Below are 13,441 nucleotides of genomic sequence, written 5' to 3' on the forward strand. Positions count from 1 at the left end.
TCACCCCGCCTTGCGCGCCACCGTGAAGTGGTCCACCTGCTCGCCGGTCTCGGCGATGCCCCGCACCGTCAGCGTGGCGGTGCGGCCCGTGGCGGCCGGGGTGACGTCCACGCGCAGGAAGGAGTAGTCGAGGTAGCGGACCCGGGACCAGGTGACGGTCTCGTCCTGCTTGCCGTCCTTGACGTTGACGAACGAGGCCACGGACTCCACCTCGTTCTCGTGGCCCTCGTAGGACAGCGGGGCGCTGAACGCGTACAGGCTGCGGCCCGCCGCCCCCGCCGTCACGTACACCACGCCCTCGGTCTCGGGGTAGGCCGTGCCGCCGATCGGGAGCTTCTTGGTGACCGCGCCCGCCTTGATGACGTCCGTGCGCTCGTACTGGTGGTTGTGGCCGTTGATCACCAGGTCGACGGTGTACTTCTCGAACAGCGGCACCCACTCCTGGCGCACGCCCCCCTCCGAGGCGTGCGAGGTGGAGGTGCAGTAGGCGCAGTGGTGGAAGAACACGACGACGAAGTCGATGTCCCGCGCGGCGCGGAACTTCTTGAGCTGCGCCTCCAGCCACCTGGTCTGGGTGCCGCCCGAGATGCCGAGGTTGGCCGGGATCTCGAAGGAGATGTCGTTGGCGTCGAGCGAGATGACCGCGGTGTTGCCGTGGACGAAGGAGTAGACGCCCGGGAGGTTCTTCCTGTCGGGCCCGTTGTCCGGCAGGTTCCAGCGGGCCTCTTCGCCGCCGTAGCCGCCCGGCGAGTACCAGGCCTCCATGTCGTGGTTGCCGTAGGCCGGCATCCATGGGACGGACTTGGCGACGGACTCGGTCTGGGCGAGGAACTGGTCCCACACCCGCGAGTCGAAGCCGGTGTCGGCGGTCTTGCCCTGGCCGGCCGGGTCGGCGTAGGCGATGTCGCCGGCGTGCAGGTGGAAGGCGGGGTTCTGGCCGAGCAGCAGGCTGTTGTTGCCCAGCGCGTGATAGCTGACGCCCTCGTCGCCGAAGGCGGTGAAGGTGAACGGCGTCTTGTGCGCGGGGGCGGTGGTGAAGGTGCCGAGGGTGCCGAGCAGGTGGGGCTCGGCCGGGTCGAAGCCGGCGTGGCCGACGCCGTAGTAGTACGTCTGGCCGGGGCGGAGGTTCGTGAGCCTGGCGTGCAGGTAGTACTGCGTGTGGTCGGCGCTCGCGCCCACGCCGGCCGGGGTGTACAGGGTGCGCACCTCGGCCTCGATCTTGCGGGAGAGGTCCCAGGGCCGGGCGCCGATCCGGATGAAGGGCCGCTTCACGGCGACCGGGACCTGCCAGGAGACGGTCATCTCGGTGCGCGGGTCGTTGCCGTAGGCGAGGTGGCGGCCGAAGGGGGCGACGAGGGCGCCGTCGACGGTCTCGGTGCTCGGAGCAGTGGTCGGGGTCGCTGCCTGTGCGGTGGCGCCCGGTACGAACGCGCCGCCCGCGACGGCGCCCAGGGTGACCGCGCCGCCCCTGATCATCGTGCGCCGGGAGAATCTGGCGCGCAGGTATTCGTGCTGCTCGGCCATGCTCATGCGCTCGGCGAGCCGGTCGGGTACTCCCATGCGAGGAATGTCCATGGCGTCTGAAACTCGTCCCCTCAGGCGACGAGTTGCCGGACGCCGGATGGACGGCTCACGAACAGGCACTCATGACAGCTTCAACGTTCCCCCAAAGAGTTCCAACAGGTGCTTGCCCGAAATCGGGCAGCTTTCTTGCGAAAGTGCCGCCGGTACCCCAGGATCTACCGGGTGCACGACGAACTTGTTGATCATCTGACGCGGTCCACGCCCCTCAGCCGGGGCGAGGCACTGCGGGTGGTCCAGGACGTGCTCGCCTACTTCGACGAGACGACCGAGGAGTACGTCCGTCGCCGCCACCGCGAGCTCCAGGCCCAGGGCCTGGTGAACGCGGAGATCTTCGGACGGATCGAGGCGGACCTGAAATACCGGGCGGTGGCACCACCGGAGCTCTCGCTCCGACAGCTGCGCCGCATGGTCTACGGCTAAGGGACACATCTGTATGTGCGGAATCGTCGGATACATCGGGAAGCGTGACGTCGCGCCCCTGCTCCTGGAGGGCCTGCAGCGCCTGGAGTACCGCGGCTACGACTCGGCGGGCATCGCCGTCACCTCCCCGAAGGCGGCCGGCCTGAAGACGGTCAAGGCCAAGGGCCGGGTCCGTGACCTGGAGGCCAAGGTCCCCGCCCGCTTCAAGGGCACCACCGGCATCGCCCACACCCGCTGGGCCACCCACGGCGCCCCGTCCGACGTGAACGCCCACCCGCACCTGGACGCCGAGGGCAAGGTCGCCGTCGTCCACAACGGCATCATCGACAACGCCTCCGACCTGCGCCGCAAGCTGGAGGCGGACGGCGTCGAGTTCCTCTCCGAGACCGACACCGAGGTCCTCGTCCACCTGATCGCCCGCTCGCAGGCCGAGAAGCTGGAGGACAAGGTCCGCGACACCCTGCGGGTCATCGAGGGCACGTACGGCATCGCCGTGCTGCACGCCGACTTCCCCGACCGGATCGTGGTCGCCCGCAACGGCTCCCCGGTCGTCCTCGGCATCGGCGAGAAGGAGATGTTCGTCGCCTCGGACATCGCCGCCCTGGTCGCCCACACCCGGCAGATCGTCACCCTCGACGACGGCGAGATGGCCACCCTCAAGGCCGACGACTTCCGTACGTACACCACCGAGGGCACCCGCACCACCGCGGAGCCGACCACCGTGGAGTGGGAGGCCGCGTCGTACGACATGGGCATCCACGACACCTACATGCACAAGGAGATCCACGAGCAGGCCGAGGCCGTGGACCGCGTGCTGCGCGGCCGCATCGACGACCGTTTCTCCACCGTGCACCTTGGCGGCCTGAACCTGGACGCCCGCGCGGCGCGCCAGATCCGCCGCGTCAAGATCCTCGGCTGCGGCACCTCGTACCACGCCGGCATGATCGGCGCCCAGATGATCGAGGAGCTGGCCCGTATTCCGGCGGACGCCGAGCCGGCTTCGGAATTCCGCTACCGCAACGCCGTGGTCGACCCCGACACCCTGTACATCGCCGTCTCCCAGTCCGGTGAGACGTACGACGTGCTGGCGGCCGTCCAGGAGCTGAAGCGCAAGGGCGCGCGGGTCCTCGGCGTGGTGAACGTGGTCGGCTCGGCGATCGCCCGCGAGGCGGACGGCGGCGTCTACGTGCACGCGGGCCCCGAGGTCTGCGTGGTCTCGACGAAGTGCTTCACCAACACCACGGTCGCCTTCGCGCTCCTCGCCCTCCACCTGGGCCGCACACGTGACCTCTCCGTCCGGGACGGCAAGCGGATCATCGAGGGCCTGCGCAGGCTGCCCGCGCAGATCTCCGAGATGCTGGAGCAGGAGGACGAGATCAGGAAGCTGGCCGCGGAGTACGCCGAGGCCCGCTCGATGCTCTTCATCGGCCGCGTCCGGGGCTACCCGGTGGCCCGTGAGGCCTCCCTGAAGCTCAAGGAGGTCTCCTACATCCACGCCGAGGCCTACCCGGCCTCCGAGCTCAAGCACGGCCCGCTGGCCCTCATCGAGCCCGCCCTCCCCACGGTCGCGATCGTCCCCGACGACGACCTCCTCGAGAAGAACCGCGCCGCCCTGGAGGAGATCAAGGCCCGCAGCGGCAAGATCCTCGCGGTCGCCCACCAGCACCAGGAGAAGGCCGACCAGACGATCATCGTCCCCAAGAACGAGGACGAGTTGGACCCGATCCTGATGGGCATCCCCCTCCAACTCCTCGCGTACCACACGGCCTTGGCGCTGGGCAGGGACATCGACAAGCCGAGGAACCTGGCCAAGTCGGTGACGGTCGAGTAGCGCCCCTTCAGGGGCGCGGGGCTGTATCAATGTGCGGCTCCGCCGCGTGGGCGCGAGCAACCACGACGCACCCGCAGAGGCCGAACAAGAGAACGGACCCCCACGTGTTGCCACCAAAACACGGAGGGTCCGTTCTCATCGCCGGGGGCCGCCCAACCCCCAGCCGGCGCAGCTAACCGGTGGCCGTCACGCCCCGGCGAGCAGCACGTCGCGGAACAGCCGTCGGCCAGTGAGCGAGGGCCGCGGTAGCCGCGTACCAGGCCACCGCCCCCGCCGCCACGGCGAACCAGCCCCCGACCTTGGCGAGACTCCCGTTGTCGGCGAAGTTCGCGACGGCGAGCAGCACCAACGACACGACGAACAACCCGTAGGTGCCCTTGGCGAGTTGGTCGCCCACAGCGATCGTGAGAGACAGCGCCACGAGGGCGAAGAGCAGCAGGAACAGTCCGGCCGCGTTGGCGGACACCTGGTTGTCGGCGGAAACCGCCCACGTGAACCAGAGCGCGCCGAGCGCCGAGAACGCCGTACCACCGACGGAGTCACCGTCGCGGAAGGCCATGAGTCCGGCGACGAAGAGGGCGACTCCGCCCACGTACTGGGCAATTGACACGGCGTCGGCCGCCGTCACGCCGTCGATCACCTCGGTGTACCCAAGGCCCACGGCCAACAGGGTGATGCCGAGAGCGAGTCGGCCGACGATCGTAGTGGTGCTTCCCGCGGAGACGTCGTTGTCCACGGCGGGCTCCCTTCATGCATGTGCGGTTGTGCGGTGAGCGTTATATGCCCTTCACAAGGGCACAAACACATCTACGCGCCAGTAGATTTACGCACTGCACAAGGGAGTTCGGCCGTTCCCACGGCACATCTCACCTGGGAGAACGGCGAGTTACGGAATGACAACGACGGGGCGCTTCGCCCGCTTGGCGAGCCGCCCGGCGACGGAGCCGAAGATGCGTCCGACGATGCCGTGGGTGGAGCCGACGACGATCGCGTCCGCCTCGTACTCACGCCCGACCTCTTCGAGTTCGTGGCAGATGTCTCCGCCGCGCTCGACGAGGATCCAGGGCACCTCCGCGAGGTACTCCGCACAGGCGAGCTCGAGGCCGAGCACCTCGGTGCGGTGGTCCGGCACGTCGACGAAGACCGGTGGCTCGCAGCCCGCCCACACGGTGGTGGGCAGCCGGTTGGCGACGTGGACGATGATCAGGCCCGACCCGGAGCGATGTGCCATACCGATGGCATACGCGAGGGCGCGCTCACTGGACATGGAGCCGTCGAAGCCCACCACGACGCCGTGCTTGAAGGCGGGGTCGCAGGATTGGCGTGGCTCTTCCGCCGCCAGGGGCTCGGCCGCCGTGGGGTCGGCGACAGGCCGCTTGCGGTCCGCTGGTTCGAAGAATTCGTGACCGGCCATGGCTGTCTCGGCGTTGTGATCCTTTTATGGGTGGGCCGACAGTGTGCGGCGGAGTCTGTGTCCGGGAATCATCTTCCCAACCCCATACCCCCAAGGGTACGGCGGCACGCCTCCTTAGCCCAGATCGCGCCCACGGTGCGTGGGGGTTCCAGGGAGCATGCACGAGGGTGCGCCCGTAACGCAATGGTTGCTGCGTTGTACAGGCGGTTCGCACAGGATTCACGTACCGGCCGGCCTGTCCCGGCACAAAACCGGCCGCACAGTGACCGACGGATCGAACAGGCGTTGAACCCCCCGAGCCACGTCACAGGGAGTACGCCATGTCCGGACCGCAGCCCCCCGCCCGGGACTCCTCCACCGACGTCGTCCGCTGGGCGGTCTTCAGCTGCGTCCTGGTCCCCGTGGTGCTCCTCTGGTACGGCACCTCCCTCGCCGGCGCCGCAGGCACAGCCCTCGGTCTGGCCGCCGTCACCATGGTCTGCCGTATCCTCCTGCGCCAGTCGGAGCGCGGCGCGGCCCGCCTGCTCGCCGAGGAGCGCTCCCCGCATCGCGGAGGCCGTCACAGGACCGGATCGGGGGCACACAGAGGCGGACGTCACAGTGGGGGAAATACACCGGTCGGCTGACCGGTTTCCGCGCACGCGCCCGACTCTTTTCAGCCAACTTCCGGCCACCGCGCATCCTTTGCCCCGACCACCCCCCAACCCCCGTTCCACCTGCACGGAAAGGGCCTGGGGCACCCTGCGCACCCTACGTGGATTGGCCACTGCGACAAGGCGCACTTCCCTGCACGCCCCACGAGTGCAACGCTTCGTGATCGAATGCTTCACGCCAAGTTGCCAAGTCGACAATCTGCCGGATGACGAACTGGTCTCCCCGGCACCAAGGGACGCAGTAGATTCGATCTTGACTGTCTTACGGCGGGGGACTCGTGCAGGACCGAGGGGAAACGTGTTGGAGCGACAGACCCGAAAGGTTAAGGGTGCCGCGACCACCGAGGGGGGCTTAGCAGGATGAGCCACGACTCCACTGCCGCGCCGGAAGCCGCAGCCCGGAAACTTTCCGGGCGACGCCGCAAGGAGATCGTCGCGGTGCTGCTGTTCAGCGGCGGCCCCATCTTCGAGAGTTCCATACCGCTCTCGGTATTCGGCATCGACCGCCAGGACGCCGGCGTGCCGCGCTACCGACTGCTGGTGTGCGGCGGTGAGGAAGGCCCACTGCGGACCACAGGGGGCCTGGAACTCACCGCACCGCATGGCCTGGAGGCGATCTCCCGGGCGGGCACCGTCGTCGTGCCGGCCTGGCGTTCGATCACCTCCCCGCCACCGGAGGACGCGCTCGACGCACTGCGCCGGGCGCACGAAGAGGGCGCCCGCATCGTGGGCCTGTGCACCGGCGCCTTCGTGCTGGCGGCGGCGGGCCTGCTGGACGGCCGCCCGGCCACCACCCACTGGATGTACGCACCGACGCTCGCCAAGCGCTATCCGTCGGTGCATGTCGACCCGCGTGAGCTGTTCGTGGACGACGGCGATGTGCTGACGTCCGCGGGTACGGCGGCCGGAATCGACCTCTGTCTGCACATCGTGCGGACGGACCACGGCAACGAGGCGGCCGGTGCGCTGGCCCGACGCCTGGTGGTCCCCCCGCGCCGGAGCGGCGGCCAGGAGCGCTACCTCGATCGATCTTTACCAGAGGAGATCGGCGCCGACCCGCTCGCCGAGGTCGTCGCCTGGGCGCTGGAGCACCTGCACGAGCAGTTCGACGTGGAGACGCTGGCCGCGCGCGCGTACATGAGCCGGCGTACGTTCGACCGCCGGTTCCGCTCGCTGACGGGCAGCGCGCCGTTGCAGTGGCTGATCACCCAGCGGGTGCTTCAGGCACAGCGTCTGCTGGAGACGTCGGACTACTCGGTGGACGAGGTCGCGGGTCGCTGCGGCTTCCGTTCGCCGGTGGCGCTGCGCGGGCACTTCCGTCGTCAGCTGGGGTCGTCGCCGGCCGCGTACCGTGCGGCCTATCGGGCGCGGCGGCCGCAGGCCGAGCGGCAGCCGGATCCCGAGAGCGCGGCGGGGCCGCCGAGTGCGCCGTCTTCGCTGCACTCCGAGGGCGGTCCGGTACCGCTCCAGACCCGTCGCACGGCACCGCCGAGTCCGGTCGGGACGTCCGCGTCCCTGTCGTCGGCGTCGGCATCGTCCTCGTCCTCGTCCTCGTCTTCTTCGGACAGCGGGCGCGAGGCGTACGCGGGGAGCCGGGCGAGTCTGCCGGGGCAGCGCAGCGGGATGTGAGGTTCGGGTGAGGTGGGTGGGGGTGGCCGGGGCGGAACTCGCCCCCGCCACCCCTACCCGTCCCATCCTCCAGGGGTGCTGCCCCTTCGACCCCGTACCAGGGGGCTCCGCCCCCTGGACCCCCGGCCTTCGCCCACCCACCGCCGGACTCGGTGGGTCGAGGGGTGAACCAATCAAGAGACCGAGTCGGGTGGAGTCGGGTGGTGGGTGGGCATAGGCCCGGTGGTCTGGGGGCGAAGCCCCCAGGAACGTGCACCCCCGTACCAGGGACCACAAAACCGCACGCCAGCCGTAGGGTGGTCGCATGAATGATCGCATGGTGTGGATCGACTGCGAGATGACCGGCCTCTCGCTGTCCGACGACGCGCTCATCGAGGTGGCCGCCCTCGTCACCGACTCCGAGCTGAACATCCTCGGCGACGGTATCGACATCGTCATCCGCCCACCGGACCGGGCGCTGGAGACGATGCCGGAGGTGGTGCGTCAGATGCACACCGCGTCCGGACTCCTCACGGAGCTGTCCGGCGGCACGACGCTCGCGGACGCCGAGGCGCAGGTCCTGGCGTACGTACGGGAGCACGTGAAGGAAACGGGCAAGGCCCCGCTGTGCGGCAACTCGGTCGGCACGGACCGCGGCTTCCTGCTGAGGGACATGCCGACCCTCGAGGACTACCTCCACTACCGGATCGTCGACGTGTCCAGCATCAAGGAGCTGGCCCGCCGCTGGTACCCGCGCGCCTACTTCAACAGCCCGAAGAAGAACGGCAACCACCGCGCCCTCGCCGACATCCGGGAGTCCATCGCGGAACTGCGCTATTACCGCGAGGCCGTCTTCGTACCGCAGCCCGGACCCGACTCGGACACCGCGAAGACGATCGCCGCGAAGTACGTCCTGCCTGCGGAGTAGGCGCCGCCGAAAGCCGGGCGCGAGCACCCCTTTCGACCCTGTACACTTTTTCTCGGCCGGTCGGAGCAATCCGAACAGCCGACATGGTGGGTGTAGCTCAGCTGGTAGAGCACCTGGTTGTGGTCCAGGATGCCGCGGGTTCAAGTCCCGTCACTCACCCTGATACGTCAGCCGGTGACCTTGGAGACAAGGTCACCGGCTGACGTCGTTTCCGGCGCCGGCCTTCAGTCGGGCCGGGGCCGATGCGTCAGAAGGCGCTCCAAGCCGGGTGGGGCTGAGCGCGTGCGCTCTTAGGCTGGGCCGATGACCGATCCTCTCGTGTCGGCCGAGCCTCTCGCCACACCGCGCCTGGACCTCCTTCCCCTGCGCGTCGAGCACGCCGAGGAGATGGCCGCCGTACTGTCCGACCCGGCCCTGCACGCCTTCATCGGCGGTACGCCCGACTCCCCCGGCGCCCTGCGGGCCCGCTACGAGCGGCTGGTCACCGGGGCGCCCGATCCAGGGGTCTCCTGGTGCAACTGGGTGCTGCGGCCGCGCGAGGACGCCCGTCTCGTCGGCACCGTCCAGGCCACGGTCACCGGACGGCACACCGCGGAGATCGCCTGGGTGGTCGGCACGCCCTGGCAGGGCCGCGGGTTCGCCTCGGAGGCGGCGCGGGCGCTCGTGGAGTGGCTCGGGCGGGTGCCCGTACGGACGGTGGTCGCCCACATCCACCCCGACCACCTCGCGTCGGCGGCGGTCGCCGCGGCGGCCGGGCTGGCGCCGACCGAGGAGGAACAGGACGGCGAGCGGCGGTGGCGGTTGCTCGTGGGCGACTGACGCCTGAAAGCGCGCGCCGTCCGTTCGACGGCCGGGCGCTGAACGGCCGCCCCGCGAGGGTCCGACGCGCCGGTCCGATCGGGATCACAGGGGCGTATTGTCGCCTTGTGAGCCATTCGTGAGGCGGGAGGCTCGTCATGCGGTCGCGGCGGATTCCCCGGTGGCGGCTGCTGACGTGGGTGATCCTCGCGTTCAACCTGGGGATGCTGCTGTGGCTCGTGGTCGCTCTGGACGCGGCGGGCGAGGGCGGCCAGAGGTGCGGCGGCGAGCTGTGCCGGGACGCGGTCGACCTGGGCTCGTCCACCGCCGCCTGGCTGGTGATCTTCTTCTGGCTGGCCGGCGTCGTACTGCTGGGCATCGCCTGGTTCGCCACGCACCGCACCGAGGGGCCGCGCGGACGGCACCGACGATGACCGCGTCAGGACGACCGCCGTGCCACCAGCTCCGTCGCCAGGACCACCTGCCTGCGTTCCAGTTCCCGGGTGACGGCGGGACGCCGGTCCGCTATCTCGGTCAGGAGCAGGTCGATCATCCTGCGGCCCATCTCCTCTATGGGCTGCCGGACGCTCGTCAGGGGCGGGTCCATGTGGCGGGCGATGGCCGAGTCGTCGTAGCCGACCAGCGCCACGTCGTCGGGGATACGGCGGCCCTCCTCGCGCAGGACCTGGCGGGCGCCGGCCGCCATCACGTCCGAGCCCGCGAAGACCGCGTCCAGGTCGGGGCGGCGGGCCAGCAGCTCGGTCATCGCGCGCCGACCGCCCTCCTCGGTGAAGTCGCCGGGCTGGATCAGCTGCTCGTCCAGCTCGTGGCCGGCGCCGAGCAGGGCGGCGCGGTAGCCGTCGACGCGGCGCTGGGCGCCGTACACGTCGAGGCGGCCGGTGATGTGGGCGACCGCCCGGCAGCCGCGGGCCAGCAGATGCTCGACGGCGGAGCGGGCGCCTCCGTAGTTGTCGGAGTCGACCGAGGGGAGGGTCTCCGCGGCGGATCTCGGGCCGCTGATCACGGCCGGAATCTCCAGCTGGGAGAGCAGGTCGGGCAGCGGGTCGTCGGCGTGCACGGACACCAGCAGGACGCCGTCGACCCGGTGTGCGGCGAGGTACTGGGCGAGGCGGGCCCGCTCCCGGTCGTTGCCCGCAAAGATCAGCAGCAGCTGCATCTGCGTGTCGGACAGCTCGGCGCCGACGCCCTTGAGCATGTCGGAGAAGTACGGCTCGGCGAAGAAGCGGGTCTCCGGCTCGGGGACGACGAGGGCGATCGCGTCGGTGCGGTTGGCGGCGAGGGCGCGCGCGGCCGTGTTGGGGACGTAGCCGAGCTCGGCGACCGCCGCCTCCACCGCAGCGCGGGTGGCGTCGCTGACCCGGGGCGAGCCGTTGATCACCCGGGAGACCGTGCCGCGGCCCACGCCGGCACGGGCTGCCACCTCTTCGAGGGTGGGCCGGCCACCGCTCCGGCTCCGCGCTCCGTGGCTTGCCATGGGCTTCGCCCTCCCGTCGACCCTTGCATTGGCCTGGAATCTAACAGTCATCGTCAAAGGGGAGCCCGTCCCTGGTCGGCTCCCGGGTTTCCGCAGGAAGTCACCCGGGGTGGCCGAAACCTGATCCCGGGGTTCCAGTTAACAGCCCGATAACTGAACGCATCTCTCCGCCCCCAGTCCCTTGACACCCCCGCTCGGACCGACGACGCTTCAACACATCACCGGTGGGAGCGCTCCCACGGTACCTGACACATACACATCCCGCACGTTCCCCGCCCGAGCCGCAGCTTGAAATAACGGGCCCAACAACGCAGTTGGCCGGGGGGTCGGCACGTCAGGGCAACAGGAGGACGCAATGCGAGCACGTACCCGAATCGCCCGCAAGACGATGGTCCTCGCGGCCGTCGCCGCGCTGGGCTCCGGGCTGCTGGCCGGCTGTGCCGACGACGGCGACGACGGCGGCGACGGTTCGTCTTCGGGCGAAGGCGGCGGCGGCAAGACCACGATCACTCTGGGTCTCTTCGGCACCCAGGGCTTCAAGGAAGCCGGCCTCTACGCCGAGTACGAGAAGCTGAACCCGAAGATCAAGATCGCCGAGAACGTCGTCGAGCGGAACGAGAACTACTACCCCGCTCTCGTCAACCACCTGACCACCAACAGCGGTCTGCAGGACATCCAGGCCGTCGAGGTCGGCAACATCGCCGAGGTCGTGAACACCCAGGCCGCGAAGCTGATGGACCTGTCCAAGGTGTCGGGCGTCCAGTCGAGCAACTGGCTCGACTGGAAGTGGAAGCAGGCCACCACCAAGGACGGCCAGACCATCGGTCTCGGCACCGACGTCGGCCCGATGGCCATCTGCTACCGCAAGGACCTGTTCGAGCAGGCCGGTCTGCCCTCCGACCGCGAGGAGGTCGGCAAGTCGTGGGCGGGCAGCTGGGAGAAGTTCGTCGAGGTGGGCAAGACCTACCAGGGGAAGGCGCCCAAGGGCACCACCTTCCTGGACTCCCCCGGCGGTCTGCTGAACGCGATCGTCAGCGGTGAGAGCGAGAAGTTCTACGACGCCTCCGGCGAGGTCATCTACAAGACCAACCCGGCCATCAAGAAGGCCTTCGACCTCACCGCGCAGGCCGCGGAGGACGGGCTGATCGGCAACCAGACGCAGTTCCAGCCCGCCTGGGACACGACGATCGCCAACAGCAAGTTCGCCGCGATGTCCTGCCCGCCGTGGATGCTCGGCTACATCAAGGGCAAGTCGAAGCCCGAGGCGGCCGGCAAGTGGGACGTGGCCACCTCGCCCAAGCCCGGCAACTGGGGCGGCACCTTCCTCGCCGTGCCGAAGTCCGGCAAGAACACCGAGGAGGCCGCGAAGCTCGCCGCGTGGCTGACCGCGCCCGAGCAGCAGGCCAAGCTGTTCGCCAAGCAGGGCAGCTTCCCGAGTGCCCCGGCCGCGTACTCTCTGCCGCAGGTCACCGGTGCGAAGAACACCATGACCGGTGACGCCCCGATCGGCACGATCTTCGCCGACGCCGCCAAGCAGATCCCCGCCCAGGTGATCGGCCCGAAGGACCAGATCATCCAGCAGGGTCTGACCGACAACGGCGTCATCCTGGTCACCCAGGGCAAGTCGGCCAAGGAGGCCTGGGAGACGGCCACCAAGACCATCGACAACAACCTGGAGAAGTGACCGGTATGACCACCCGGCACGACACCGCCGCGCCCCCCGACAAGGAGGGGGGCGCGGCCCCGGGCCGCCCGCCCGCCGACGCCGTGCCCGAGGTGGACAAGCGCCGCCGGGCCCGGCTCTCCCGCCGCTGGCAGCGGGACATGCGCTGGAGCCCGTACGCGTTCGTCTCGCCCTTCTTCCTGCTCTTCCTCGCGTTCGGTCTGTTCCCGCTGATCTACACCGGCTGGGCCTCGCTGCACACGGTGGAGATGACCGCGCCCACCGACATGGAGTGGGCGGGCCTGCGCAACTACACCCGGATCTTCGAGGACGACTTCTTCTGGAACGCCGCGAAGAACACCCTGACCATCGGCATCATCTCGACGGTCCCGCAGCTGCTGATGGCGATGGGCATCGCCCACATCCTCAACTACAAGCTGCGCGGCTCGACCTTCTACCGGGTCATGATGCTCGCGCCGTACGCGACGTCGATCGCGGCCGCCTCCCTGGTGTTCGTGCTGCTCTTCGGCCGCGACTACGGCATGATCAACTGGGCGCTGAACGCCGTCGGCATCGACAACATCGACTGGCAGAACGACAAGTGGGCCTCCCAGTTCGCCGTCTCGTCGATCGTGATCTGGCGCTGGACCGGCTACAACGCGCTGATCTACCTGGCCGCGATGCAGGCGATACCGCAGGACCTGTACGAGTCGGCGGCCCTGGACGGGGCCAACCGCTGGCAGCAGTTCATCCACGTCACCCTGCCGTCGCTGCGCCCGACCATCCTGTTCACCGTGGTCGTGTCGACCATCGGCGCCTCCCAGCTCTTCGGTGAGCCGCTGCTGTTCGACGCGAACAAGGGCACCTCCGGCGGTTCCCAGCACCAGTTCCAGACGCTCGGCCTCTACCTGTACGAGCAGGGCTGGGTCAACCAGCACCTGGGCCGCGCCTCGGCGATCGCCTGGACGATGTTCCTCATCCTCATCGTGGTCGGGATCATCAACTACGTCATCTCGCGCCGGCTGCGCGCCAGTAGTTAGGAGAACC

At 69.4% G+C, this 13,441-nt stretch carries 13 protein-coding genes and 1 tRNA gene; 10 read left to right on the forward strand and 4 right to left on the reverse strand.

Going from position 1 to position 13,441, the window contains the following annotated elements:
- Window positions 1-1,560, reverse strand: coding sequence for a metallophosphoesterase family protein (locus QFZ76_RS20085; RefSeq protein WP_307675039.1), 1,560 nt, complete (start codon window positions 1,558-1,560; stop codon window positions 1-3).
- A 186-nt stretch (window positions 1,561-1,746) separates the two neighbouring features.
- On the opposite strand from QFZ76_RS20085, the gene QFZ76_RS20090 reads away from it, so the two are divergent.
- Together QFZ76_RS20090 and glmS are read left to right on the forward strand one after the other, a co-directional pair.
- Window positions 1,747-2,004 (forward strand): hypothetical protein, encoded by a 258-nt coding sequence (locus tag QFZ76_RS20090; RefSeq protein ID WP_266439235.1) that lies wholly within the window; start codon window positions 1,747-1,749, stop codon window positions 2,002-2,004.
- 13 nt (window positions 2,005-2,017) lie between these two features.
- Entirely contained in the window at window positions 2,018-3,835 is a 1,818-nt protein-coding gene (gene glmS, locus QFZ76_RS20095) for a glutamine--fructose-6-phosphate transaminase (isomerizing) (RefSeq protein ID WP_307675040.1), read from the forward strand.
- Window positions 3,836-4,007: 172 nt separating this feature from the next.
- Here glmS and QFZ76_RS20100 read toward each other — a convergent pair whose 3' ends face one another.
- Both QFZ76_RS20100 and QFZ76_RS20105 read right to left on the reverse strand, forming a co-directional pair.
- Window positions 4,008-4,571: a GPR1/FUN34/YaaH family transporter gene (locus QFZ76_RS20100; RefSeq protein ID WP_307675041.1), complete on the reverse strand. Its 564-nt coding sequence runs from the start codon at window positions 4,569-4,571 to the stop codon at window positions 4,008-4,010.
- Window positions 4,572-4,721: 150 nt separating this feature from the next.
- Window positions 4,722-5,249, reverse strand: a complete 528-nt coding sequence (locus tag QFZ76_RS20105; RefSeq protein WP_266439227.1) for a universal stress protein — start codon at window positions 5,247-5,249, stop codon at window positions 4,722-4,724.
- Between the two features lie 320 nt (window positions 5,250-5,569).
- Between QFZ76_RS20105 and QFZ76_RS20110 the strand changes: the two genes are divergently transcribed.
- The 6 genes from QFZ76_RS20110 (at window position 5,570) to QFZ76_RS20135 (ending at window position 9,670) form a co-directional block, all read left to right on the forward strand.
- The gene (locus QFZ76_RS20110) at window positions 5,570-5,875 is read left to right on the forward strand and encodes a hypothetical protein (RefSeq protein WP_266439224.1); all 306 of its coding nucleotides are present in this window, start codon (window positions 5,570-5,572) and stop codon (window positions 5,873-5,875) included.
- Window positions 5,876-6,262: 387 nt separating this feature from the next.
- The gene (locus tag QFZ76_RS20115) at window positions 6,263-7,531 is read left to right on the forward strand and encodes a helix-turn-helix domain-containing protein (protein ID WP_307675042.1); all 1,269 of its coding nucleotides are present in this window, start codon (window positions 6,263-6,265) and stop codon (window positions 7,529-7,531) included.
- Window positions 7,532-7,835: 304 nt separating this feature from the next.
- Entirely contained in the window at window positions 7,836-8,438 is a 603-nt protein-coding gene (orn, locus tag QFZ76_RS20120) for an oligoribonuclease (RefSeq protein WP_307675043.1), read from the forward strand.
- Window positions 8,439-8,524: 86 nt separating this feature from the next.
- Window positions 8,525-8,597 (forward strand) — tRNA-His (locus QFZ76_RS20125).
- A 144-nt stretch (window positions 8,598-8,741) separates the two neighbouring features.
- Window positions 8,742-9,257 (forward strand): GNAT family N-acetyltransferase, encoded by a 516-nt coding sequence (locus QFZ76_RS20130; protein ID WP_307675044.1) that lies wholly within the window; start codon window positions 8,742-8,744, stop codon window positions 9,255-9,257.
- 137 nt (window positions 9,258-9,394) lie between these two features.
- Window positions 9,395-9,670: a hypothetical protein gene (locus tag QFZ76_RS20135; RefSeq protein WP_307675045.1), complete on the forward strand. Its 276-nt coding sequence runs from the start codon at window positions 9,395-9,397 to the stop codon at window positions 9,668-9,670.
- A 5-nt stretch (window positions 9,671-9,675) separates the two neighbouring features.
- Here the strand turns inward: QFZ76_RS20135 and QFZ76_RS20140 are convergent, their stop codons facing one another.
- Window positions 9,676-10,731: a LacI family DNA-binding transcriptional regulator gene (locus QFZ76_RS20140; protein WP_307675046.1), complete on the reverse strand. Its 1,056-nt coding sequence runs from the start codon at window positions 10,729-10,731 to the stop codon at window positions 9,676-9,678.
- A 355-nt stretch (window positions 10,732-11,086) separates the two neighbouring features.
- On the opposite strand from QFZ76_RS20140, the gene QFZ76_RS20145 reads away from it, so the two are divergent.
- On the forward strand, window positions 11,087-12,415 hold the full coding sequence (locus QFZ76_RS20145; RefSeq protein WP_307675047.1) for an ABC transporter substrate-binding protein: 1,329 nt from the start codon (window positions 11,087-11,089) through the stop codon (window positions 12,413-12,415).
- A 5-nt stretch (window positions 12,416-12,420) separates the two neighbouring features.
- Entirely contained in the window at window positions 12,421-13,434 is a 1,014-nt protein-coding gene (locus QFZ76_RS20150; protein ID WP_307675048.1) for a carbohydrate ABC transporter permease, read from the forward strand.
- Window positions 13,435-13,441 lie beyond the last annotated feature (7 nt).

This window comes from Streptomyces sp. V4I2 (assembly GCF_030817655.1).
Classification (GTDB): domain Bacteria; phylum Actinomycetota; class Actinomycetes; order Streptomycetales; family Streptomycetaceae; genus Streptomyces; species Streptomyces plumbiresistens.

Coding starts and splice junctions, on each gene's coding strand:
- QFZ76_RS20085 (WP_307675039.1), bottom strand. CDS start 1,560: ATGGGAGTACCCGACCGGCTCGCCGAGCGCATGAGCATGGCCGAGCAG.
- glmS (WP_307675040.1), top strand. CDS start 2,018: ATGTGCGGAATCGTCGGATACATCGGGAAGCGTGACGTCGCGCCCCTG.
- orn (WP_307675043.1), top strand. CDS start 7,836: ATGAATGATCGCATGGTGTGGATCGACTGCGAGATGACCGGCCTCTCG.
- QFZ76_RS20150 (WP_307675048.1), top strand. CDS start 12,421: ATGACCACCCGGCACGACACCGCCGCGCCCCCCGACAAGGAGGGGGGC.
- QFZ76_RS20115 (WP_307675042.1), top strand. CDS start 6,263: ATGAGCCACGACTCCACTGCCGCGCCGGAAGCCGCAGCCCGGAAACTT.
- QFZ76_RS20145 (WP_307675047.1), top strand. CDS start 11,087: ATGCGAGCACGTACCCGAATCGCCCGCAAGACGATGGTCCTCGCGGCC.
- QFZ76_RS20105 (WP_266439227.1), bottom strand. CDS start 5,249: ATGGCCGGTCACGAATTCTTCGAACCAGCGGACCGCAAGCGGCCTGTC.
- QFZ76_RS20135 (WP_307675045.1), top strand. CDS start 9,395: ATGCGGTCGCGGCGGATTCCCCGGTGGCGGCTGCTGACGTGGGTGATC.
- QFZ76_RS20140 (WP_307675046.1), bottom strand. CDS start 10,731: ATGGCAAGCCACGGAGCGCGGAGCCGGAGCGGTGGCCGGCCCACCCTC.
- QFZ76_RS20110 (WP_266439224.1), top strand. CDS start 5,570: ATGTCCGGACCGCAGCCCCCCGCCCGGGACTCCTCCACCGACGTCGTC.
- QFZ76_RS20130 (WP_307675044.1), top strand. CDS start 8,742: ATGACCGATCCTCTCGTGTCGGCCGAGCCTCTCGCCACACCGCGCCTG.